Source organism: Pseudodesulfovibrio sp. S3, from assembly GCF_004025585.1.
In the GTDB taxonomy this organism is placed as follows: Bacteria; Desulfobacterota; Desulfovibrionia; order Desulfovibrionales; family Desulfovibrionaceae; genus Pseudodesulfovibrio.
Genome location: NZ_QTZO01000016.1, coordinates 1 through 22,345, shown reverse-complemented (window position 1 = coordinate 22,345; position 22,345 = coordinate 1). Strand labels below are relative to the sequence as shown.

The 22,345-nt window shown below is 58.5% G+C and carries 18 protein-coding genes; 2 read left to right on the top strand and 16 right to left on the bottom strand.

What is annotated here, in order from left to right; all coding sequences use genetic code 11:
• Positions 1 to 10 precede the first annotated feature (10 nt).
• The 7 genes from DWB63_RS14105 to DWB63_RS14075 all read right to left on the bottom strand — a co-directional run bounded on the left by DWB63_RS14105 (position 11) and on the right by DWB63_RS14075 (position 9,414).
• Entirely contained in the window at positions 11 to 409 is a 399-nt protein-coding gene (locus DWB63_RS14105) for a transcriptional repressor (RefSeq protein ID WP_128329494.1), read from the bottom strand.
• Between the two features lie 241 nt (positions 410 to 650).
• On the bottom strand, positions 651 to 2,669 hold the full coding sequence (locus DWB63_RS14100; protein ID WP_128329493.1) for a methyl-accepting chemotaxis protein: 2,019 nt from the start codon (positions 2,667 to 2,669) through the stop codon (positions 651 to 653).
• Between the two features lie 9 nt (positions 2,670 to 2,678).
• Complete coding sequence (locus tag DWB63_RS14095) at positions 2,679 to 3,164, bottom strand: cytochrome c family protein (protein WP_128329492.1); 486 nt, start codon at positions 3,162 to 3,164, stop codon at positions 2,679 to 2,681.
• Positions 3,165 to 3,312: 148 nt separating this feature from the next.
• Positions 3,313 to 6,309 carry an AIR synthase-related protein gene (locus DWB63_RS14090; RefSeq protein ID WP_128329491.1) on the bottom strand — a complete coding sequence of 999 codons (2,997 nt, stop codon included), beginning with the start codon at positions 6,307 to 6,309 and terminating at the stop codon, positions 3,313 to 3,315.
• 68 nt (positions 6,310 to 6,377) lie between these two features.
• On the bottom strand, positions 6,378 to 7,346 hold the full coding sequence (locus DWB63_RS14085; protein WP_128329490.1) for a polyprenyl synthetase family protein: 969 nt from the start codon (positions 7,344 to 7,346) through the stop codon (positions 6,378 to 6,380).
• Between the two features lie 46 nt (positions 7,347 to 7,392).
• The gene (gene mqnB, locus DWB63_RS14080; protein WP_128329489.1) at positions 7,393 to 8,082 is read right to left on the bottom strand and encodes a futalosine hydrolase; all 690 of its coding nucleotides are present in this window, start codon (positions 8,080 to 8,082) and stop codon (positions 7,393 to 7,395) included.
• 9 nt (positions 8,083 to 8,091) lie between these two features.
• On the bottom strand, positions 8,092 to 9,414 hold the full coding sequence (locus DWB63_RS14075) for a nucleotide sugar dehydrogenase (RefSeq protein ID WP_128329488.1): 1,323 nt from the start codon (positions 9,412 to 9,414) through the stop codon (positions 8,092 to 8,094).
• 63 nt (positions 9,415 to 9,477) lie between these two features.
• On the opposite strand from DWB63_RS14075, the gene DWB63_RS14070 reads away from it, so the two are divergent.
• Entirely contained in the window at positions 9,478 to 9,684 is a 207-nt protein-coding gene (locus tag DWB63_RS14070) for a DUF2065 domain-containing protein (RefSeq protein WP_128329487.1), read from the top strand.
• Between the two features lie 111 nt (positions 9,685 to 9,795).
• Here the strand turns inward: DWB63_RS14070 and DWB63_RS14065 are convergent, their stop codons facing one another.
• The 3 genes from DWB63_RS14065 to DWB63_RS14055 all read right to left on the bottom strand — a co-directional run bounded on the left by DWB63_RS14065 (position 9,796) and on the right by DWB63_RS14055 (position 12,629).
• Complete coding sequence (locus DWB63_RS14065) at positions 9,796 to 10,698, bottom strand: ubiquinone/menaquinone biosynthesis methyltransferase (protein ID WP_128329486.1); 903 nt, start codon at positions 10,696 to 10,698, stop codon at positions 9,796 to 9,798.
• Complete coding sequence (locus tag DWB63_RS14060) at positions 10,698 to 10,892, bottom strand: hypothetical protein (protein WP_128329485.1); 195 nt, start codon at positions 10,890 to 10,892, stop codon at positions 10,698 to 10,700. The genes DWB63_RS14065 and DWB63_RS14060 overlap by 1 nt, the downstream gene beginning before the upstream one ends.
• Positions 10,893 to 11,123: 231 nt before the next feature.
• Positions 11,124 to 12,629 (bottom strand): diguanylate cyclase, encoded by a 1,506-nt coding sequence (locus DWB63_RS14055; RefSeq protein ID WP_241648860.1) that lies wholly within the window; start codon positions 12,627 to 12,629, stop codon positions 11,124 to 11,126.
• A gap of 139 nt (positions 12,630 to 12,768) precedes the next feature.
• On the opposite strand from DWB63_RS14055, the gene DWB63_RS14050 reads away from it, so the two are divergent.
• Positions 12,769 to 13,215: a CreA family protein gene (locus tag DWB63_RS14050; protein ID WP_347231978.1), complete on the top strand. Its 447-nt coding sequence runs from the start codon at positions 12,769 to 12,771 to the stop codon at positions 13,213 to 13,215.
• Positions 13,216 to 13,284: 69 nt separating this feature from the next.
• On the opposite strand, the gene DWB63_RS14045 is transcribed toward DWB63_RS14050, so the two are convergent.
• From DWB63_RS14045 to DWB63_RS14020, 6 genes are all read right to left on the bottom strand, one after another.
• The gene (locus DWB63_RS14045) at positions 13,285 to 14,217 is read right to left on the bottom strand and encodes a hypothetical protein (RefSeq protein ID WP_128329484.1); all 933 of its coding nucleotides are present in this window, start codon (positions 14,215 to 14,217) and stop codon (positions 13,285 to 13,287) included.
• Between the two features lie 133 nt (positions 14,218 to 14,350).
• The gene (secA, locus tag DWB63_RS14040; RefSeq protein ID WP_128329483.1) at positions 14,351 to 16,894 is read right to left on the bottom strand and encodes a preprotein translocase subunit SecA; all 2,544 of its coding nucleotides are present in this window, start codon (positions 16,892 to 16,894) and stop codon (positions 14,351 to 14,353) included.
• Between the two features lie 196 nt (positions 16,895 to 17,090).
• Positions 17,091 to 17,939: a hypothetical protein gene (locus DWB63_RS14035; protein ID WP_128329482.1), complete on the bottom strand. Its 849-nt coding sequence runs from the start codon at positions 17,937 to 17,939 to the stop codon at positions 17,091 to 17,093.
• 11 nt (positions 17,940 to 17,950) lie between these two features.
• Positions 17,951 to 18,754, bottom strand: coding sequence for a hypothetical protein (locus DWB63_RS14030; protein ID WP_128329481.1), 804 nt, complete (start codon positions 18,752 to 18,754; stop codon positions 17,951 to 17,953).
• A gap of 6 nt (positions 18,755 to 18,760) precedes the next feature.
• Positions 18,761 to 19,885, bottom strand: coding sequence for a (Fe-S)-binding protein (locus DWB63_RS14025; RefSeq protein WP_128329480.1), 1,125 nt, complete (start codon positions 19,883 to 19,885; stop codon positions 18,761 to 18,763).
• An 84-nt stretch (positions 19,886 to 19,969) separates the two neighbouring features.
• A complete protein-coding gene (locus tag DWB63_RS14020) occupies positions 19,970 to 21,355 on the bottom strand; it encodes an FAD-linked oxidase C-terminal domain-containing protein (RefSeq protein ID WP_128329479.1) in 1,386 nt (461 codons plus the stop codon).
• Positions 21,356 to 22,345: the final 990 nt, after the last annotated feature.

Sequence of the window (22,345 nt, the reverse complement as noted above, 5' to 3'; positions counted from 1 at the left end):
TATGGGAAAATTACTGTTGTGCTTCTTGGCAGCGGGGACAGATGCCCACGAACTCTACGTTTGTGGTCAGGATGGTATAGCCGCTGGTGCAGGATTCCGGGATGACAGGGATATCGATTTCGCATTCCACATCGGCAACAGCAGTGCAAACACCGCATCGGATATGCGGGTGGGGTTCGGGGTTGCCGTCAAACCGTTTCTGCTCGCCAGGAGCTCCCAACTTCAGGACCAATCCCCTGCTCGCAAGGAATTCAAGGTTCCTATACACAGTGCCAAGACTGATCCTGGGGATGATCTTGCGCACCATGTCGTAGACCTCGTCAGCCGTGGGGTGCGTTTTCACCTTAAGCAGTTCTTCCAATATGACTTTCCGTTGCTTGGAAAGCCTAAAGCCCATTTCTTGTGCCATGGGTCATCCTCCGTATTTAATAACAATTACTATTTGCTTCTGGTTATAAAGTCAAGAACTAACACATTCGAATCAAACCGGTCATTATACCAGAAACAATCATACTGCAAACGGCTTGAACCGGATATTCCAGGCAGGGCGCGGCCTTTCAGGCCAGTGACACGCATTCCGACCTGTTTGTCAGCCGTAAAGAACAAAAAAAGGCCCGGTGTAACACCGGGCCTTTTTTACTTATTACCTGTTAGTTTCTGAATTTGGACACCAATTCCGCCAGGTTCTGAGCCATTTCTGACACTTCCTGGATACCCAGGTTGGATTGGCGAATGCCGGCCAGAACTTCCTGGGAGAGATCGTTGATCTGCGTTACACGCGTATTGATCTCATCCGAAGTGGAGGACTGTTGCTCCGCCGCGGTGGCAATACCGTTGACCATGTCGGCGATGCTGTTGGAATGCTCGACGATTTGATCAAGCACACTGCCCGCTTCCTGGGCCATGCCGGAGGTGTTGATCACCCGCTTCTTGACAGTGTCCATCTCCTTGACCACATCCGAGGTGGACTGCTGGATGAGTGAAATGGCGCCCTCGACTTCCTTGGTGGCGTCCATGGTCTTTTCAGCCAGCTTCCTGACTTCGTCTGCGACCACCGCGAATCCGCGACCGGCTTCGCCCGCACGAGCGGCTTCAATGGCTGCGTTCAGGGCCAGAAGGTTGGTTTGGTCAGCGATATCATTGATGACCGCCATGACCTTGCCGATGTTTTCAGCACGGCTGGACAGGGACTCCAGGGCTTCGGCCAGATTCTCGGTAATGGCTGCCACGGAGTTGATCTCGTCCACGGTCTTGCCCACAATGGTGCCGCCGGAGGCCGCCACCTTATTGGCCTGATCAGAAGCCTCGGCCGTCTCGGAGGCGTTCTTGGCGACCTCCAGTACCGTGGCATTCATCTCTTCCATGGCCGTGGCCACCTGACTGGTCTGATCGGCCGTGGTATCCACGCCGCTGGCCAGTTGATCCATCTGCTCCGACAGGACGTTGGAAGCTTCGTTCAACTTGTTGGCCACTTCCGTGACCTCGTTGGCGACCACCAGCAGGTTCTGGCGTTGCAACTCGATATTCTTCTTGTCTTCTTCCTCACGGGTCAGGTCGATGAGCACGCAGATGACGCCCACGGTATCCCCTTCCGCATCCTTGAGCGGCGAAGCTTCAAAGAGCAGCGGGAAGACGGTTCCGTCGGGCCGGGTGTAGCTGAACCGCCCTGTAATGGGCTCGCCCAGACCAATGACTTCCCCGGCGTTGCAGGTCTTTGAGTCGCCGGATTCACAGGAGAACACTTCGGTCACGGAACGGCCCTTCACCTCGTCTTCGGCCAATCCCAGAATCTTTTGCAGGGGGGGATTGACGAATTGCAGACTCTGCTTGGCGTCGGTGACGAACAACGGAACCACAATGCCGTTGAGAACGGACTGGTTGTACTCGAGCTGGTCCTTGATCTGATCGACCATGGCCCCGAGATATCGGGACAGAGATCCAAGTTCATCGTCGCCGGCCACTGTGAACTGGGCTTGCAGGTTGCCACCCGCCACATCCTCGGCCGTGGAGGCTATGGACGTGATCCTGTTGACGATGGCCTTGCGCATGAAGATGATCAGCGCGGTCAGCAAGGCGATGACGCCAATTGCGGAAATACCGGCCGACTTGATTTGATTTTCCTTGAGGGCATTAAATTCACGGCTGACATCCACCGCCACGACCATGGCGCCAAGAATCTTCCGGGTCTTACCATGACAGTGATAGCAGAACGGATTGTTTTCAATGGATTTGATTTCAGTGAAATGAAGTTTGCCCTCGATTTCCTTGAGTTGGCCTTCGATCACTTTTTCCTTGAGTCCCCTCTGGATCAACTCGGGCAGTTCGCCCTCTTTACGCATGTCAAAAATATTCTTGCGCTTCGCTTCATCCACAGTGGAATAAGTGACTTCACCCTTGTAGTCAGTCAGGTAAACCTTGATATCGGGATACCTTTCGGCCATCTGGAGGAATTTGATTTCAGTGCCTTCGTTGTCCCCTTTGCTCATGGGATCTTCGATGGCGATGTAGAGCATATCGGCCACACGTTCGGCTGCGACCTCAACCTCATGCAGAGTGTGATTCCGGGTGGAAATGGAGCTGTACAGGAAGAGTCCCGTAAACGCCAGGATGGTCAATATGGATGAGAGCAGAATGAGTTTGACGCCCAGTGACCGTGAGATAAAATTCATACCGGCCTCCTAGTGAGCCCCGCCGTACAACAGCGGCTTGAAGTCAAACGCATCGACCCTTTCAGGATTGTGGCAGGTCTGGCAATCGTCCAGTTTCAGGTTGCCCTTGATCAGGTCGGGATCGCCGCCGGATTCGACATGGTCATATCCAGGCCCGTGACAGACTTCGCAACCTGCTTCGGCCAAACCGGGAGTTTCCTCGAAACTGACAAAACCGCCGGGCTTGCCGTAGCCGGTCATGTGACAGCCGTAACATTCCACGAGTTCTTCCTTGGTCAAATCTTCCATCATGATCCTGACGGACTCGCCCGAATGGGACTTTTTGGCGAATTTCTTGAAATGACTGAATTCTTCATCGTGGCATTCACCACACGCTTCAGAGCCCACATATCGGCCGGAATTGGTCCGGCCTGCGCCCGCCAAGGCCACTGTTACCACAAACGCTGCCAGCACGAGCATGAAACCGCCCCGGCACCAGACCGACCTTTTCAACATGAACCAACCCCCATAGCTATATCGAAATAAACGGTATCGTCAAAACCCGGCACCCCTAGCCGAACTTATTGAATATTTGCAAGTCACCTTAGAGAATAATTCAGTTTAGGTAAAGACGTCCATGCAATTGAACTCCCAAACCTCGCAGCTACCAGTCGAGTGTCCCCTTGAACGCCTCCGCAAGGGTCTCAACCTCCACATCCAATACAGCATTATCGTCAAAACGTACAATTAATTTAGAGGTATCTGCAACTCTGCCTATGCACCGGGCGATTTGCCCGGCGAACAGGGACTCGAAGGTTTCACTGTCAGTGGCGTCGACCGAGACCAGGAACCGGCTGGCTGATTCCGAATAGAGCACACCGGTCAGGTTCAGGTCGCCGCAGGTCGGCACCAGTGAAAGGTCTACCTCCGCACCCAAACGGCCACCGATGCACATCTCGGCAAGGGCCACGCCGAGTCCCCCGTCCGAACAATCGTGACAGGCGGTAATCAGTCCGGCCTGAGCAGCCGCGAACACGGCCTCGTATCGGGCCTTGGCGGACACAAGGTCCACCTGGGGTACGCGGGAATCCGAGAACCCGAGCTGCCGGGCGATTTCACTGCCGCCCATCTCCGGCTTGGTCAACCCGAGTGCATAGATGAGATCACCCGATTTCTTGAAGTCCGAGGTCAGGCACTTGTTCACGTCCGGAATGACGCCGATGACCGAGAAGAGCACGGTCGGTGGAATGGATATCTTCCGGCCGCCGCCCTTGTAGTCGTTCTTCATGGAATCTTTGCCGGACACGCAGGGAACGCCGAAGCCGAGGCAGTAATGAGCCAGGGCCTGGTTGGCGCGCACCAGCTGGGCCAGCTTGTAATGGCCGTCGGGGGTGGACTCGGACTGGACCGGGTCGCACCAGCAGAAGTTGTCGCAACCGGCCATGTAGCTGACGTCGCCGCCCACAGCCACGGCGTTGCGGATGGCTTCGTCAATGGCGTTGGCCATCATCCAGTAGGTGTCATAGTCTGAAAACTGCGGACAGATGCCATGGGAAACGACCAGGCCCCGATCCGATCCGTACTCGGGCCGGATCACGCCCGCATCGGAAGGGCCATCGCCGCACACGCCCACCATGGGCTTGATTGCGGATTTGCCCTGAACCTCGTGATCGTACTGCCGGACCACGTACTCCTTGGAACAGATGTTCAACCGCCCGAGCATGTCCTTGATCAGGCCGTTCTGATCGGCCGGGACCGGCACCTCGTCCTGGGCGAATTCGGGCCGTTTCCAGACCGCTTTCAGCTCCATCTGCGGCACGCCGTTGTGCAGGAATTCCATGTCCAGGCAGGTGACTATCTTGTCGCCGTAACGCACCAGATACTTGCCGGAATCCGTGAACACGCCCAACGCGGTGGACTCCACGCCCATCTCCTCGCTCAGGGCCATGAAACGGTCGAGCTTGTCCACGGGCACGGCCATGGTCATACGCTCCTGAGCCTCGGAGATGAGAATCTCCCAGGGACGCAGGCCATCGTATTTGAGCGGGGCCTTTTGCAGGTCCATGTCAAACCCGCCGGAATCCTCGGCCATCTCTCCCACGGAAGAGGAAAGACCGCCCGCGCCGTTGTCGGTGATGGCGTTGTACAGGCCCAGGTCACGGGCCCGCATGAGAAAATCGTACATCTTGCGCTGGGTGATGGGATCACCGATCTGGACCGCTGTGGCCGGGCTGCCCTCGTGCAGTTCCTCGGACGAGAACGTCGCGCCGTGGATGCCGTCCGCGCCGATGCGACCGCCGGACATGACGATGATGTCGCCGGACCTGGCGCACTTCTCATGCGAAGGCCGTCCTGCCACCGTCACCGGCATGGTGCCGATGGTGCCGCAATAGACCAGGGGCTTGCCCAGATACCGTTCGTCGAAAACGATGGACCCGTTCACGGTCGGAATGCCGGACTTGTTGCCGCCGTGCTCCACGCCTTCGCGCACGCCTTCGAACACCCGGCGCGGGTGCAGCAGCCTGGGCGGCAGCTCTCCTTCATGGAACGGGGAGGCAAAGCAGAACACGTCGGTGTTGCACAACAGGTTGGCCCCGATGCCGGTGCCCATGGGGTCGCGGTTCACGCCCACGATGCCGGTCAAGGCTCCGCCGTATGGGTCGAGCGCCGAAGGCGAGTTGTGGGTCTCCATCTTCACGCAAACATTGATGGTGTCGGAAAAACCGATGACGCCTGCGTTGTCCTTGAACACGGACAGGCAGTAGTCGCCGCCCTCACGGGTGGCCGCATTGCGCTCGCGAATCTGCCTGGTGGAACCCTGAATAAAGGTCTTGTACAGGCTGGACAGCTCAAGGGTCTTGCCCGTCTCCGGGTTCTCATAGGAAATTTTCGCGCTGAATATCTTGTGCTTGCAGTGCTCGGACCAGGTCTGGGCCAGGACTTCGATCTCGGCATCGGTGGGGTCGGCGGAAAGTCCGATTTTCTCCCGACCCGCACGGACCGCAGGGTCGGCGTAATAGGCCCGGATGTCGTGCATCTCGCGCAGGGACAGGGCCAGGGTGTTGGCCCGGGAAAAGTCCATCATCTCTTTGTCGGACATGGTGGACAGCGGGATAACGGCCACTTCATCGGAGGCCTGGCCCGTCACGCGGGCCGCCTTGGCCTCGAAGCCGGGATCAACCGCCCAGGTCCCGGCGGACTTGTACTCGAACCGCTGAATGAGTTCGTTGGCGAGCAGGTCCCTGGACACATGCTGGATACCGGCCTCGTCCATGTCCGCCTGGATGAGATACTGTTTGGAGGTGTAGACCTTGACCGCCTCCTGCTCCGCCTTGGACAGGCCGAGTACCACGCCGAGGGTCTCCTTGGCGGTGCGGCCCTCGTTGTCGGTCACGCCGGGCCTGAACCCGACCTCGATGATCCAGTCGAAATCACGGGCCAGGGGTTCGAGCGCCACCTCGTGCAACACCGGGTCATGCAGGGCGGCCCGTTCAAGCACCAGCTCCACCTGCTCCGGCGACACCCCTTCCAGGGTAAAAACGTTGACAATGCGGACGCCGTTCACGTCCATGCCGAGTTCGCTCTTGATCTTGCGGGCGATCTTCTCACCCAGCACGTCACGGACGCCTTCCTTCAGTCCAACGATCACACGACAAAGCATATCTGGTCACTCCTCTGGATATATAAAAGCGGAAGGCCAGCCTCCCCTTTCGGGTGACCGGCCTGAAATCACTTGGTTCTGGTCAATACGAAATCAGCAGCCTGCTTGAGCACAATCACTTCGGCACCCGGCTCGAAACCGCTCAGACACGCCTTGGCCTTCTCCACGTAGAAAGCGGCTTCCTCGCGTGTCTTTTCCGAATACCGCCCCTCCCGCACCTGATCCAGGATGTCCCTGCACTGAGTTTCGGTCAGGGATTTGTCCTTGAGCGCTTCGAGCAACGCGTCGTTTCCGGCCTCGTCAGCCTCTTCCATGAGAAGAATGAGCGGTAGGGTCACCTTGCCCTCTTTGAGATCACCGCCTTCGGGCTTGCCCGTCTCCGAGGTAGGCGAGGCATAATCCAGGGCGTCGTCCACCAACTGGAAGGCGATGCCCAGATTCAATCCGAATTCTCCGGCGGCATCCTCCTGCTCCGGGGTTCCCCCGGCCAGGGCTGCCCCGCAACGGCAGGCGCACTCGATAAGCCGTGCGGTCTTGCCGATAATGATCCGCATATAAGTTTCACGGTCCAGAGAAGGATCCTTGGAAAACTCAATTTCCTCGATCTCGCCCACTGCCGTCTCCATGGTACCCTTGGCCAGCAGCCAGGAAAGACGAGGTATGCCGTAGCGCGCCCCCATCTCGTTGGCCAGGGCGAGCAGCGCGTCACCGGCCAGGATGGTCTCGGTCCGGCCAAAGACCAGGTGTGCCGCGTCCCGGCCGCGCCGGAGTTCGGCGTCGTCCAGATAATCGTCATGCAGCAGCGTGGCCGAATGCAACAACTCCAGGGAACACGCTATGGCATGATAGTCATCCTTGCGGTACCCCAAGGCACGGGCAAAAAGCAGCGTGAGCAAAGGCCGGATGCGCTTGCCGCCCGACCCGATGATATGCTTGGCGACGTCCCGGACCAGCCCGTTAAGCTGATCGGCTTCTCTTTCAAGAAACTCATTTATTTCGGGAAGTTCCCTTTGAAAATATTTTACTAATTCGTCCATATCCCTACCACTATGTCAGGTTGCCGTTTGCGGGGCAAGCCCCGTTTTAGCCGGTGAAAAGTTCGGCTGTTGCGCTCGAAAGCGCCTTGAGAGCGCCCTTCAAATCCCAGTCTTCGGCCGCACGGGAGCCGACCAGATTGGAAATGACCCTCACCTCCAGGAAAGGCACCCCCTTCTGCATGACGGGATAGGCCAAACCAAACCCCTCCATGTTCTCCATGTTGGCGTTGCAGGAGAGTTTGAGCCAGCCCGCACGATCCGGTGTGCCGGTCACCCCGGATACGGTCACGCTGGAAGCGCGCAGCCACTTGGCCCCCAGACTCAAACCCATTTTCCGGGCATCGTTGACCGGATTCAGCTTGACCCGGTTCCAGACCGGCTGGCCACCGACCTCGCCCAGGGCAAAACCGATGGCCTTGGGATCAACGCTCCCTTCCTCGTCCAGCAGCCCGTATTCGGGCCAGGTTTCCTGCCAGGCGTAACAGACCGAAGTCATGGGAGTTTCATCAAGATCATATCCCCCGGCAATGCCGAGGTTGACCACGCCCGCCAGGTCGGTCCGTTCCAGAAGTCTTCCTGCGGTCAACGCCGTGTTGACCAACCCCACGCCGGATACGGCCAGGAGCAGGGAGCGGTTCTTGAACGCATACTCCGCAGTCTCGCCCTGTTCCACCTTGGGAGCGTTTGGAAAAGCGGCCTTCATCTCATTGGCCGTTGCGGCCATGACTAATATCATTCAGTGTCCTTACAGCCGCCAGTAGGCGACCTTTTCCGTTTCAAGGTCGTCACGATCGAAAAATCCTTTCACGTCCACCACCAGGGCCTTGGCCGGATCGACAAACCAGCTCTTGATCTGACGGACCGCAAGAGACTTGTAGGCTGCATGGGGCACGGCCAGGATCAAGGCATCGAGATTGCGCAGGTCGTCCAGGCTGCACAGATCGACACCCAGCTCTTCACGGGCCTCCTCGCGATCCGCCTCGGCATCATGCACCAGCACCTCCACGCCGTAGTCTTCCAGCTCCGCGAGGATATCCACCACCCGGGTATTGCGCAGGTCCGGCACATTTTCCTTGAAGGTCAGGCCGAGTACGCCCACACGCGCTCCCTTGATCTTGCAATCGTTGCGGATAAGCCGCTTGATGGTCGATTCGGCAATGAACTTGCCCATGTTGTCGTTGATCTCGCGACCAGCCAGGATGACATGAGGGTGGAGGCCCAGAGCCTGGGCCTTGAAAGTCAGGTAATACGGGTCCACGCCGATGCAGTGGCCGCCCACCAGGCCGGGTTTGAAAGGCAGGAAATTCCATTTGGTGCCCGATGCTTCGAGCACGTCGAGGGTGTCTATGCCCATGGTGTCGAAGATGAGCGCCAACTCGTTCATGAGCGCGATATTCAGATCGCGCTGGGTGTTCTCGATGACCTTGGCCGCCTCGGCCGTGCGGATGTCCGGGGCCAGATGCGTCCCGGCCTCCACCACGGTGCCGTACACGTCCTGCAACAGCCTGCCCGAAGGTTCGTCCTGACCGGCCACCACCTTGACGATGGTCTCCAGCCGGTGAATCTTGTCACCGGGATTGATGCGCTCGGGCGAATAGCCCACCCAGAAGTCGCGCCCGCACTTGAGCCCGGATTCGGCCTCAAGAATGGGCACGCAGACCTCCTCGGTCAGGCCGGGGTAGACCGTGGATTCGTAGACCACCACGGAGCCGGGCTGCAGATGCCTGCCCACCGAAGCGCTTGCGCCCTTGACAGGCCGCAGGTCCGGGGACCGGAACTCGTCTATGGGGGTGGGCACGGCCACCAGAATAAGCCGGGTCTTGGCCAATGCAGCCAGATCGGCTGTGAATGTCAGATCCACATCGTCGCCCACGGTGGCGAAATCCACTTCATTGGTGCGGTCGATGCGCCGGTTCAATTCGCTGACACGTTTTTCGGACAGGTCCACGCCCAGCACCCGGAAATGACGGCCCAGAGCCACTGCCAGGGGCAGCCCCACATAGCCCAACCCGACCACACCGATGGAATCGGCCTTGTTCTGCAACTGTTCGAAGGTAATCATATTCATATATTTTCTCCGGTCACCCTGTCCGGGTGGACACAATTTCCGTTCTGTGGCTTACTAGGCGCCATGAACATCGATTGGTCGCTTCTTATCTCTGCCGTGGGGTTGGCCCTGATATTCGAAGGCATCCCCTATTTCCTGTTCGCCGAACGCATGCCCCTGCTGCTCCTGCGAATGGCCCAGCAGCCCGCCAAGTTTCTGCGTTTCATAGGGCTGTCGGCCATCATCCTCGGCCTGCTGGTCATCTCGTTCGCTCGCTCTCTAGTCCTTTAGAGGCCGGGTTGTCCAGAAAGCCCCTTGCCCCTTCGGGGAGCCGAAGACCCTTTTGAAAAAGGCTCTTCGGAATCTTCAAGACTTTATGTCGCCCGCTTCGCGGAAAGGGCATCACTTCTTCTTTGTGCCTTTCTTGGGGGCGGATTTCTTCTTGGACACGCTCTTTTTCGGGGCAGCCTTCGCCTTGGGCGCACTTTTTTTCGGAGCGGCCCTTGTCTTGGACGCAACCTCCTCCGGAGCGACTGAAGCAGCAGAAGCCTTGGGTTGTGCCATGGGCTTTTCAGCCACATGCAAATACACGATCCCGGACATCATGGGCACGTTGTATACCCGCTCGAACCCGGCGTTGAGCAGTTCATTACCCAGGGCGCGCTCGTCCGGGAAGCTCTTGATGGTTTCGGCCAGATAGCGGTACGCGCCCGGATCGCCGGAAATACGGTCGCCGATGAACGGCAACAGGGTATCCAGATAAAAATTGTACAGCCCCTTCCAGACCCGTTTCGAACCGGTGCCGAACTCCAGGATGCACAACCGCGTCCCGGGCTTGAGCACCCGGAAGAACTCGGCGTAGGCCTCCTCGCGGGGCAGGATGTTGCGGATGCCGAAGGCAATGGTGGCCGCGGACATGCATTCGTCCGGCAAAGGCAGGAGACGTCCGTCGGCCTGGACCGGAAAGATGCGCTCTTCGCGCCCCTCCTTCAGCTTCTTAGCCTTGCCTGTTTCCAGCATGGGCAGGGCAAAATCCAGCGCCGCCACCCGGCAATCCGGGTATTGACGCAGAAGCTCCATGGACACGTCCATGGTGCCTGCGGCCAGGTCGAGCACCGTGCCGCCCGGTTCGGGCCTGGCCGCCTTGGCCAGCCGGTAGCGCCAGTAGATATCCTGACCAAGGGAGAGGGCGTGATTGAGAAAGTCGTACCAACCGGCAATACGGCCGAACATGTCGGCCACCCTTTTGCCGTGCTCGGCATGGGTGCTGGCCCCGGTGTGGGATTCACATTCGGGTCCGGTCATTACTCGGTCTCTTCCGGCTCTTCGATGCAGCGCGATCCGTCTCCGGCAGTCTCTCCGGTGATGGTGCGCATGATGTCCTTGTAGATGACGTCAAAGTTCTGACCGAAGTTGGCAGGGGAAATTCGCCCCACCTCAATGAATTTGATGACCACTTCCTTGGCCACCTGAAGCGCCTGCTTGTCGTACTTGTCCATAACATTCTCCCGTTTTTCAAAGGAAAAACCGCCCGGTGGGAAATGGCCTTGACCAACATAGTCAGGGTAGCCGGGCGGGAAAAAGAAAGAAACCTGAAAGCCCCCTTCTTTTTTCGGGGTCAGTAGCATGGTCGGGGCGGGTTCGTCGAGGAGTTTAGGGGAGGCTTTCAGCGGGTCGGCAATGACAAAATCCGACCTTGATTCCGTCAAGCCGATCAAAGTCGAAGCGGGCTATATTGAGGTTTGGCAACAGGAGGCGACAGCCAGACGGTTCCGACCATCGTGCTTGGCCCTGTAGAGAGCGAAATCCGCACTCTCGACGATACGCGCCGGGGTGGTCAATGCGCCGTCATGGACATACAAGCCGATGCTGGTGGTCACCGTGAGCCGCTGTCCCAACACCGCGAAAGGCGACGCCCCGACACTATGCAGGATTCGCTCTCCTACGGCCCGGGCAGAGGCACCCCCTTCGCCGGGCAAAAGGATCACGAACTCGTCTCCTCCGAGCCGGGCCACTACGTCCTGACCGCGCACGGCCCCGACGCACCGCTCGGTGAACTGGCGAAGCACGCCGTCACCCACGGCATGCCCATGGGTGTCGTTCAGGATCTTGAAATGGTCGATATCAAGGATAAGCACGGCAAACGAATCCCCCTGATCAATGGCACCGTCCACATGCTTTTGCAGCTCTCGCCAAAACATCCTGCGATTCAGGACCCCGGTCAACGGGTCGGTGACCGCTTCCTCGCGCAACCGATCCTCCTCCTGCTTACGGGCTCGGATATCCACGGCAATGCCCGCGAACTGCTCGGGCTGTCCCCGATCATTCCGCCTCAGGTTGCCGATCAACTCCACCCATCGGAGGTCGCCGCAGTCCGTGAACACTCTCAGGTCATGACGGAAAACATTCTTTCTCGAAGCCATGTAGTCACGGATTTCCCGAAACAAAGGACCACGGTCGACGGGATGAACGAGCCGAATGGCGGAGCGCAAGGAGAGGTTGTAATTTTCCATGGGCATGGGCACGGTGTGGATCAACTCGGCAGCACACCACACCTGCCCTGTCTTGAAATCATAGGCCCAGGCACTGCTGTCCGTGATCTGTCGCAAGATGCCGAACTGCTTACGCTTGGCGCTCAAGCGGTCGCGCAACACAGCGTTGGAGATAAGATAACCGGCAGTCCTGAGCAGGGCTATCTCCACGTCGTTCCAATCATATTCCCGCTCACAGTCGTCAAACCCGAGGGTGCCCCACCATTCGTCATCCACCATGATCGGGATGGTCAGCATGGACTTGATCTTCTGCGTGCTCAGATTTTCGTGCAAATACCCGCGCTCAAGCTGGCTCACTATCACCTTCTGCCACTCGCCGCGCTGGCGACTCTCGATCAAGCTCCGGTATTCGGGCTGGTCAATGGTTACGGTGAACATGCTGAACATGGACATGCCGATCTGCACGTACTTCGGATCGGACGCCCACTCGAAAGTGTAATTTTGCGTGATATGGGCGGGAGAAACCTCCACAGTCTGGAATATCCAAACACGGCTGACCCCGGTGACACGGCCCAGGGCCGCCAACAAATCGTTGACCCCGTCAGGCCACCCTTTCCCCGATGTCAACTCCTCGGCGCTCCGTGCGATGGCGGACAACAGGGCCGCATTGCTGCCTTCCTCGTAAGAAACGCCGAGATTGTCGAATTTCCCTGTCTGCATGGGCATACCGTTACAGTCAACCATATCAAAGACAAGGTCAAGAAAAGGCAAAGGGATATCCAACTTGCATTACACCCAAACCATGGGTACAATTTCGACGATGTACTCTTTCAACTACCTCAAGAAGAAACGATGTTCCTCCTTCGGTTGGATTCCCTGCGTAATGCTCGCCCTCTTGTTCTGCGCCGTTGCCCCTTCCCCTGTCGCCTCGGAGGTCATCGGGACCGTGGACACGGTGTTTCATATGTTTTCGCGGGATGACGACATCGTGGTGGAATCCTTTGATGACCCTGACATACCGGGCGTGACCTGTTACCTGAGCCGGGCACGCAAGGGCGGGATCAAGGGCATGGTCGGCGTGGCCGAAGATACCTCGGACGCCTCCATCGAATGTCTCTGCACCGATGACATCACCGTGCCGGAACGTATCAAGAGCGGGAAAGAAAACGGCGCAAAGATATTCAAGAAAAACACCTCCCTCATCTTCAAATCCATGCAGGTGGTCCGTTTCTATGACCAGAAACGGGACGTGATCGTGTACATGGTCTACAGCGACAAGGTCGTGGAAGGCTCGCCGAAAAACAGCATCACCTGCGTCAAGGTGAAATGATGCTCAGGGCCAGGGACGTGAGAGGGGATACCTTTCGCCTCTGCTGAAAGCGGTCATTTACGACACGGATCAGAATTTCCAGAGAATACGCGCGTACCCACCCAGGGCATTGTCCAGTTTGTACGAGGACTTGTAACTGCCTGCCTTGTTGTAGAGCCTGTACTCGCGCCCGTAATGGTATTCCGGGCCGATGCTCAAAGTCAGATTGTCGCTGGGCAAATAGTCCACGTAGACACCGACCTTGGAGCGGACCAGGCCAAGATACCCGTTCCCGTATACCGGGTTGTCCGCTGCCAGGCGATAGGTCTTCTCCGCCCTTGATATGGCAAAATTCAGTCCGATCTTGTCCGATCCTTCTTTGGCGTTCTCGAACAATCCGATTGATTTCATGGCCTCACGCAGGGTCTTTTGCGACACGGCCACGGCCAGACCAAACTCGACCTCGCCGAAAAGATCCTGGCTCAGGGCGGACACGGCAAGTGTCCGGGCAGTGATGCCAAGCATCCAGCCGTTCCAGAAATCATAAGCAACGCCGCCGTCAAAACCCACGCCCACGGCCCCTGGAAGCGACTCCTCGAACGAGGAATTAACCGCGCCGTTGAGCCAATACCGCCATTTATCCGCGAATTTGTTGTTGAGCAACCGCGCCTGGAGGGTGATATCGTGGAGGTTGTGCCAGGGGGCAACAGAGCGATCCGTATTGAAATTGCGCGCCACATCGGCCTTGGAGCCCCAGAAAAAATGGGACAATTCATAGGAGAGATGGAAAATGGCGTAGTCGGCGGACAGGGAGGAGCGGGACACGCTCACGCTGCCCAGGCCGTTGGTGAAATCCGCGTCGCTGATGTAGCCGAAGTCCGCCTGCAATTGCAGATCACTGCTCACGTTGGTGGGCGAAGCGAGCAAAAAATCCGGCTCGGCACCAAGTTGAAAACCGGTGTCGGCCAGAACCGGGGGCACGCAGCACAGCAACGCCAGAACGAATGCAAAGAGGCGAATCATACCGGGAACAGCTATCCTGTTGTCCGATTTTAGGCAATAGGCCGGCACCCCGAAAGGCTACCGTAAAAAACAAAAAAACGCCCGGTCCGGCCAGTGCCGGACCGGGCGTTCCCGTTGATCTCATGAGAACGGCCTAACTGCCGCAGCACTTCTTGTATTTCTTGCCGGAGCCGCAGGGGCAGTCGGCATTTCTGGATATCTTGGGAGCCTTCTTGACCGTCTCGACCTTTTTGGACTGTGCGGATTCGTGGTCGGTATACTCCAGGTTGTCGGAACCTTCGTGCTTGAATTCCTCGTCCTTGACCTCGGCCTCGATGCGCAGGTGGGAAAAGGCGCGCAGGGCGTTCTCCTTGATGGTGTAGACCAACTCGGAAAAGAGGGCGAAGCCTTCGCGTTTGTATTCCTGCTTGGGGTCCTTCTGGCCATAGCCGCGCAGGCCGATGCCGTCACGCAGGTGGTCCATGTTGAGCAGGTGTTCCTTCCAGTTGCGATCCAGCGAATCGAGCATGAAGTATCGCAGGACTTCCTGATAATGATCATTGGTGGAGGCGCGCAGGTAGGAAAAGATCTCGTCCACCCACTCGCGGGCCTGCTCCATGCTCGGCAGCTTGGCGGCATGCCATGTCTCGAAACGCTCGAAGTTGAAGACCTCTTCCAGACGGGCACGCACGGAATCAATGGTATCCTGATCCGGGTCCTTCATATCCAGGGCCGGTTCAAGGATTTCTTCCAGAAGGTCCATGGCGTATTCCAGGGCAATGCCCTCCACCTCGGAGGTCTTCATCAGGTCGTGCCGGAGGCCGTAGATGGCCCCGCGCTGCTGGTTCATGACGTCGTCATATTCCAAGAGCTGCTTGCGGATTTCGTAATGATGCCCTTCCACACGGGTCTGGGATTTTTCGATGGCGCCCGAAACCATCCGGTTTTCGATGGCCATGCCGTCTTCCAGTCCGAGCTTCTCCATGATGCCCTTGAGCCGGTCGGAACCGAACAGGCGCATCAGGTCGTCGTCCAGGGCCAGGTAGAAACGGGAGGAGCCGGGGTCGCCCTGACGGCCCGCACGGCCGCGCAACTGGTTGTCGATGCGCCGGGATTCGTGGCGCTCGGTGCCGATGATGTGCAACCCGCCCAGTTCGCGCACGCCCTCGCCGAGCTTGATGTCCGTGCCGCGGCCCGCCATGTTGGTGGCGATGGTGACCTTCTTCTTCTGGCCCGCTTCGAGCACGATCTCGGCTTCCCGCTCATGCTGCTTGGCGTTGAGCACGTTGTGGGGAACCTTGCGTTTCTTGAGCAGATCGGAAAGCAGTTCGGACTTCTCGATGGAGACCGTGCCGACCAGGGTGGGCTGGCCGCGCCGATAGCAGTCCTCGATGTCCTCGGCAATGGCCGCGTATTTCTGTTCCTGGGACTTGTAGATGGCGTCCGGGTTGTCGATGCGGATCATGTTCTGGTTGGTGGGGATGACCACCACATCAAGGCCGTAGATCTGGCCGAATTCCACGGCCTCGGTGTCGGCCGTGCCGGTCATGCCCGCCAGTTTCTCGTACATGCGGAAATAGTTCTGGAAGGTGATGGAGGCCAGGGTCTGGTTCTCGGCCTCGACCTTGACGTTCTCCTTGGCCTCGATGGCCTGGTGCAGCCCGTCGGACAGGCGGCGGCCCGGCATGAGGCGGCCCGTGAATTCGTCAACCAGCACCACCTGATCGTCCTTGACGATGTACTCCACGTCCTTGAGGAAGCAGTGGTGCGCCTTGAGCGCCTGAAGCACGTGGTGCTGGAGCGAGATATGCTGCGGGTCGAACAGGTTGTCCACTCCGAGCAGCCCCTCGATCTTTTCCACGCCCGCATCGGTCAGGGTGATGGCCTTGGTCTTCTCGTCGAGCACGAAATCGCCGTCGGGAATGGCGTCCTTGTCCTCCGGGTCGGTGGGATTGGACTTGACCAGCTTGGGCACGATGGCGTCGATGCGGCGGTACAGGCCGGAGGATTTCTCGCCCGGACCGGAAATGATCAGCGGAGTCCGCGCCTCGTCGATGAGGATGGAGTCCACTTCGTCGACAATGGCGAAATTGAGCGGCCGCTGGACCAGCTGCTCCTTGTAGAATTTCATGTTGTCGCGCAGGTAGTCGAAACCGAACTCGTTGTTGGTGCCGTAAGTGATGTCCGCGGCATAGGCTTCCTGGCGCTGCTGGTCGGTCAGCCCGTGCACGATGACGCCCACGGTCAGACCGAGGAAACCATAGAGCTGGCCCATCCACTCGGCATCACGCGCGGCCAGGTAGTCGTTGACCGTGACCACGTGCACGCCCTTGCCGGACAGGGCGTTCAGGACCACGGCCAGGGTGGCGACGAGCGTCTTGCCCTCACCGGTCTTCATCTCGGCGATCTTGCCCTGATGCAGGACATATCCGCCGATAAGCTGCACGTCGAAATGGCGCATGGGTGGATCGAACGCGCGTTTGCCCGCCTCGCGCACCAGTGCGAAGCACTGTGGCAAAAGGTCGTCCAGGGTCATTTCCCCGGCGGACACCTGCCCCTTCCACATGGCGACCTTGGCCGGAAAATCGGCATCGGACAGGGCTTGCATCTCGGGTTCGAGCGCATTGATCTGCTCGATGACGGGCTTGAGTTTCTTGAGATATCGGTCGTTTTTGGAACCGAAGATCATTTTAAGCATTCTGTTGGGTCTCCTGGAAATCTTTGGCGGCCTTGGGCGCGGCCGCGAACGCTGTTGTGCATGATATAGTCGGAAACGGGAAAGTCAACGCGACAATGCTGTGACAAACGGATTTTCCCGGCGTTCAATCGGATATCACAAAGAAGACCGCCCGTAAAAGGGGCGGCCTTGATGGTTTCGACAGAGATGATCCGGATCATTCGACAGGCACATCCGCATACGGCCCCACACCCGGCGCATCGGCAGGTTCGGGCTGCACTGTCCCGCCTTCATACCGCAGCCGGAGTTTTTCGTACCAGACCGCGTTCATGACCAGCATGACGATTTCCAAAAGGACACAGACAGTAAATATGGCTACCATAGACAGGATGGACACCAAGCCGAGGGAACCGTCCGTCCAGGTCGTGAACGCACATATCTCCAAGACCAGGACCAGGACAAAAACCGGAACCATAAGGATGAACATTGCCCAGAACATGCGCCAGGCATGGCCCCTGGTCACGGCGAAAGCCTCCCTCACACCCACGACATGCCCCACTGCCGCGCCGGGGATCATAACAGAGAGGCGCAGTATCAGACCCCACATGACAACATTGCCGATAATCCCGACAGGGATAATCAACAGCATCCACACCCAGCTCATTTCACCGCCGTCCTGAGGCATGAGGAAATACATGCCCACGCCCACTGGTACTGCGAGCATGAGCATACTTCCCATCAGGACCAACCACATGACGAGTACCCGCAGGAAAACCCGGCCCATGGCAGCGGGCAGCCTCTCCGGGAGAACCACCCCCGCGCCCCGTTGCATGGTCACGGCCAGATGGTTGACCGTGGTGAGCAAGAAAATTACGGCCAGCACATGGAGGATGAACCCCAGGAAGAAAAACACACCGGACAGTGACGGTACCAGGATAGACGACCCCATCAACATTAAAAACGGCAAACTGCTGACGAGCAGCAATCCCAGAAACGTCCACTTCCTCGCCCAACCTATGCTGAAGGCTTCCTTGACCACTGCAAAAGGAGAAATCTTATCCGACATCACATTGCCTCTCATGCTTCCTGGTTCTGAACGAAGTCTGCATCCGTGGACGGCAGCACCGTTGCTCCCTCTTCCTCTTGGACAGTTGTTTTCCGAACAACCTCATACCGCTCCCTGAGCCGGACGTACCAGGCCGAATACATCATCAGGGTAAACACGGACAACGCCCCGGTCACCACGGACATGCTGAACCAGAGAGGATCAAACACGCTGGGAGCGGAACCGTCACCTGAAAGGAGAAAAAAGCCCGAGCAAACAAAAGCCAACAGAAGCGGTAATGCCGTCAGAATCATTCGGAGCGTGTGCCCTTTACCCAAACGCCATGCCAGCGAGTAATCATAGTGGTCGTCGACGGCAATCGCCGTCAGAACGAATCCGTATCGAAGCAGTACGATTACGCCGATCGGCTCGCTGACTAGCATTAAAATCATCTCCACATGTTCTGCGCCAAAAAGCACCCCAAGTCCCACACTGGGAAGGAAGCCCCCAACGAACGCCAGAAATTTGGTCAATATTTTTACGGCTATCAACCCCAGGACAAACTTCCAAAGCTTCCCTACGGGTTCCTCTTTCCCCCTCAGGGTTTGGATGGTGCAATGGATGATCCGGCGATACAGCCATGGCGTGACACAGATGGCGAGCAAGATAACCACAAGGCCGTCATGGGAAGCTTCTTCAGGAAGAACGGAAACCCAGGCGATCCCATAGTCAACGAGAACGGCCATGGAGATGAGAAGAAGATACCCAGTCGGATTGTGCCTGAACGTACCCACCGCTTCTTTCACAATCGCCACCGGAGAAATCTTGTCCGACATGTGCACCTACCCTATTATTTCCAACCAATGCCCCACTTCCACGCCCTCATCCGCTGTTGCCGAGAGCTGGGCCAGACAGGCGGAACAGCCAGACAGGACCATGTCCGCTCCCTTGAGCGCATCCCAGCATTTCCGGTTGACCGGCTCGGTCAATCCTGGCGCGGCCAGACGCATGACGCCGCCGAAGCCGCAGCACTGTTTGTCCGTGGCCGCGATCAACCGGCCGCCGAGCACGGCCTTGAGCCACACCCCGTCCCGGTCCGCCCCATTGGCGTGACAGGGACGATGATAGCCCAACCTTTCCGGCACGTTGGCTGATACCATAAAAGCAATACCCTGCATAGCACTCGATAACGGGAAAAGAGATTCCTTCCACGTTTTCCCTTCTTCCTCGGACTCGAAGCACCCCTCATAGGCGGCCAGTCCGGCCAGACAGGTGGCGCAAAACACGGCCATTCTCGGTTGTCCGGCCTTGCGCCAGACCGCGACATTCTTCCGGGCCATGGCCTGGGATTGGTCGGCGAATCCGGCACCCTTGAGACCCGAGCCGCAACAGGTGAAATCACCGGGCAGGACCTCCACGCCCAGACCGTCGAGCAGACGCAATGCGGTCATGAGCCAGCGGCCCTGCACGTAATTGGCGGTGCAGCCTGCGAACAGGAGCATCTTCTCGCCGCGCCAGGTGTCGGGGAAGGATTCGGGCATCAGAAAGGGAGTCAGGCCAGGACCGCCGGACAGCCCGGCCAGCATCTTGAGCATGGGGCCGAGTTTTTCGGATTGGAATTGTTTGGGAATGAGTTTGGCTGCCTTGGAGCCGGGGGACCAGAGCTGTTTTGCCAGGATCAGCCAGGTCTTCCACAGCCATGACTTGAAATTCGGATGGGCCGTCCGCAACCCGGCCACCAGCGCAGGCACGTCCATGCCCTGGGAGCAGACCGCCTTGCATCGCCCGCAGCCAAGGCACAGCCCTGCCAATTGGGCCGCGTCCTCCCCGGACAGCCGATCGGGATTTTCGGTCAGCACACGACACAGGTCCGCCTTGGCCCGTGGGCCGAGCTCCTCGCGCCCGGTGGCGTTCAGCAGCGGACAGACCTCCAGGCACTTGCCGCACAAAATGCATTGGTTGGACATAATGCTCTGGTCCTACCCGCCTTCACGGGCCTTGGCAATATTCAAGAATGGGACCGGGACATGACCAGAGATTTCGCAGGGCGGCTACCACCCCTTGCCGGGGTTCATGATTTCATGGGGATCAAAGGCTCGCCTGACGTCCGTCATGATCCGCAGTTCCTCTGCAGAGAGCTGCTCGGCCACAAAGGAAGCCTTGGTCAGGCCGGTGCCATGCTCGCCCGAGATGGTGCCGCCGAGTTCCACAGCGGCCCGGAACAGCAGTTCCTTGACCTTATGGGCAGTCTCCACCTCGGCCGCAACGGCTGCGTCGTGCATGAGATTGGTGTGGATGTTGCCGTCACCCAGGTGACCGTAACAGAGCACGGGTAGGCCGAAATCACGGCCCGCGGCCTGGGCTGTCTCCACCAACCGGGCGACTTTGCTGCGCGGCACAGAAATGTCTTCGGAAATCTTGCTCGGTTTCAAACGGTAGGATGCCGGGGATATATCGCGGCGAACCGCCCACAGGGCCTCTTCATCTGCTCCGCTGCCCGTGACCACCGAGACCGGACGCACCAGCTTCAACGCGGCATTCAACCGCCGAACCTCGGCGGCCACACCTTCGGTCGTGCCGTCCAGCTTGAACAGCAACGCGGCTTCGGCATCATCGGCCAGAGGAATGTCACTGCCCATGCGCACGGCCTTGAGGGTCATGACATCCATGAACTCGCAGGCGCTCGGCAGCAGCCCGGCTTGGAACACGGCCATGGCCCCGTCCATGGCGGAAGCCAGATCCGAAAACCCGGCCAACACCGAGGTCGAGGATTCGGGCAATGGAACGAGCTTGACCGTGATCCCGGTGATCAGCCCGAGTTTGCCGTTGGCCCCGACAAAAAGCCGTTTCAGGTCCAGACCGACGACATCCTTGTGGGAACGTCCGCCCATGGTCAGGACCTTGCCCCCGGGCAGCACGGCCTCCAGGCCGAGCACCCAGTCGCGGGTCACGCCGTATTTCACGGCCCGCAACCCCCCGGCGCAGGTGGAGATGTTTCCGCCCACAGTGGAGGTCTTCACGCTGGCCGGGTCCGGCGGATAGAAAAGCTTCTTTTTGGCGCAGGCGGCCTGCAATTCCGCCGTGACCACGCCCGGTTCAAGCTCGGCCACGAAGTCTTGGTCGTCGATGGTGATGATCCGGTTCATGCGCAACATGGAAACCACCACGCCGCCAAGGACCGGCACCGCGTTGCCCACCTGCCCGGTGCCGCGCGACCGCCCATAGATGGGCATACGCTCAGCATCCGCCCACCGGAGCAGTTCGACGATCTGTTCACGGTTCTCAGGCCGGACCACGGACCACGGCACGGCCCGCTCCCGGCTGGCATCCGTGGCAAAGGCGTTCAAGGCCTCGGGCGCGAGCACGCACCCGTCACCGGGAAAAAGATCGGTCAAAAAGGCCGCATGGGCCGATGTCAGGGATTGGGCGTATGGCATGGGGCGAAAGTACGAGGGGTCCGCCCCACTGTCAACAAGGGGGAAGACGTTGGGCGGTGCCAACGTCGAAATCGAGGCATTTGGATGATTATACGGAGCGCATCCGCGGTGATCCTTTGTTCGTCATCCCAATAATGGGTTATGCCTCTTTGTTGATGACGTAGCGCATTCGCGGTGGGAGTTAGGCTCTATATCCTTTTGAAGTGTTGCGCTCTTACAGCGCCCTACTTTTGTTCAAGGCGACAAAAGTAGGCAAAAACACCTTTTTTTGGGCTGTGATCCTGGACCCGAAGCCAAGAGCCTGTAGGCGGCTTTCGCTGCCCGAAACGACTGTCCACCCTGTGGACTCAATCGGGCTGCGCTTCGCCGCCCGAGACAGGCTCTAAGCTTCGGTTCCAATTGTCGGTCGTTGTAAGGGGCAATGGGGATGGTGTTTTTTTGTTGGATTAGGTTCTTCGGTTTTTCGGGACGGCAGGCTTCAGCATAGGTTTTGGGCGAGTGTTTTGTTCGGAGCGCATCCGCGGTGGTGATGAGCGCGTTCTCCGTACGAGGTGTCGTTGTTTGTTTGATACGTAGCGCATTCGCGGTGAGGGTTAGGCTCTATATCCTTTTGAAGTGTTGCGCTCTTACAGCGCCCTACTTTTGTTCAAGGCGACAAAAGTAGGCAAAAACGCCTTTTTTGGGCTGTGATCCTGGAATCGGGACCAAGAGCCTGTAGCGCGGCTCCACTGCCCGGGAAAGAAAGTTCGTAAACGAACGCTTTCCGGGCCACGCTCCGCCGCGCATCACAGGCTCTAAGCCCCGCTTCCAATTGCCCATCGCTGTAGGATGCTTCAAAAACGGCGTGGCGAGTTCGGACAAAGAAAAAGCGGATTGCCTTTCGCATCCAGTGGAGCGCCTTGGATGCCAACGGCATCCAACAGCGGCTCTCGTCCCCGACCCCCTCCCGCGCAGACCTTCCCCTACGGCAGCAAGCCCTCCCACCAACGC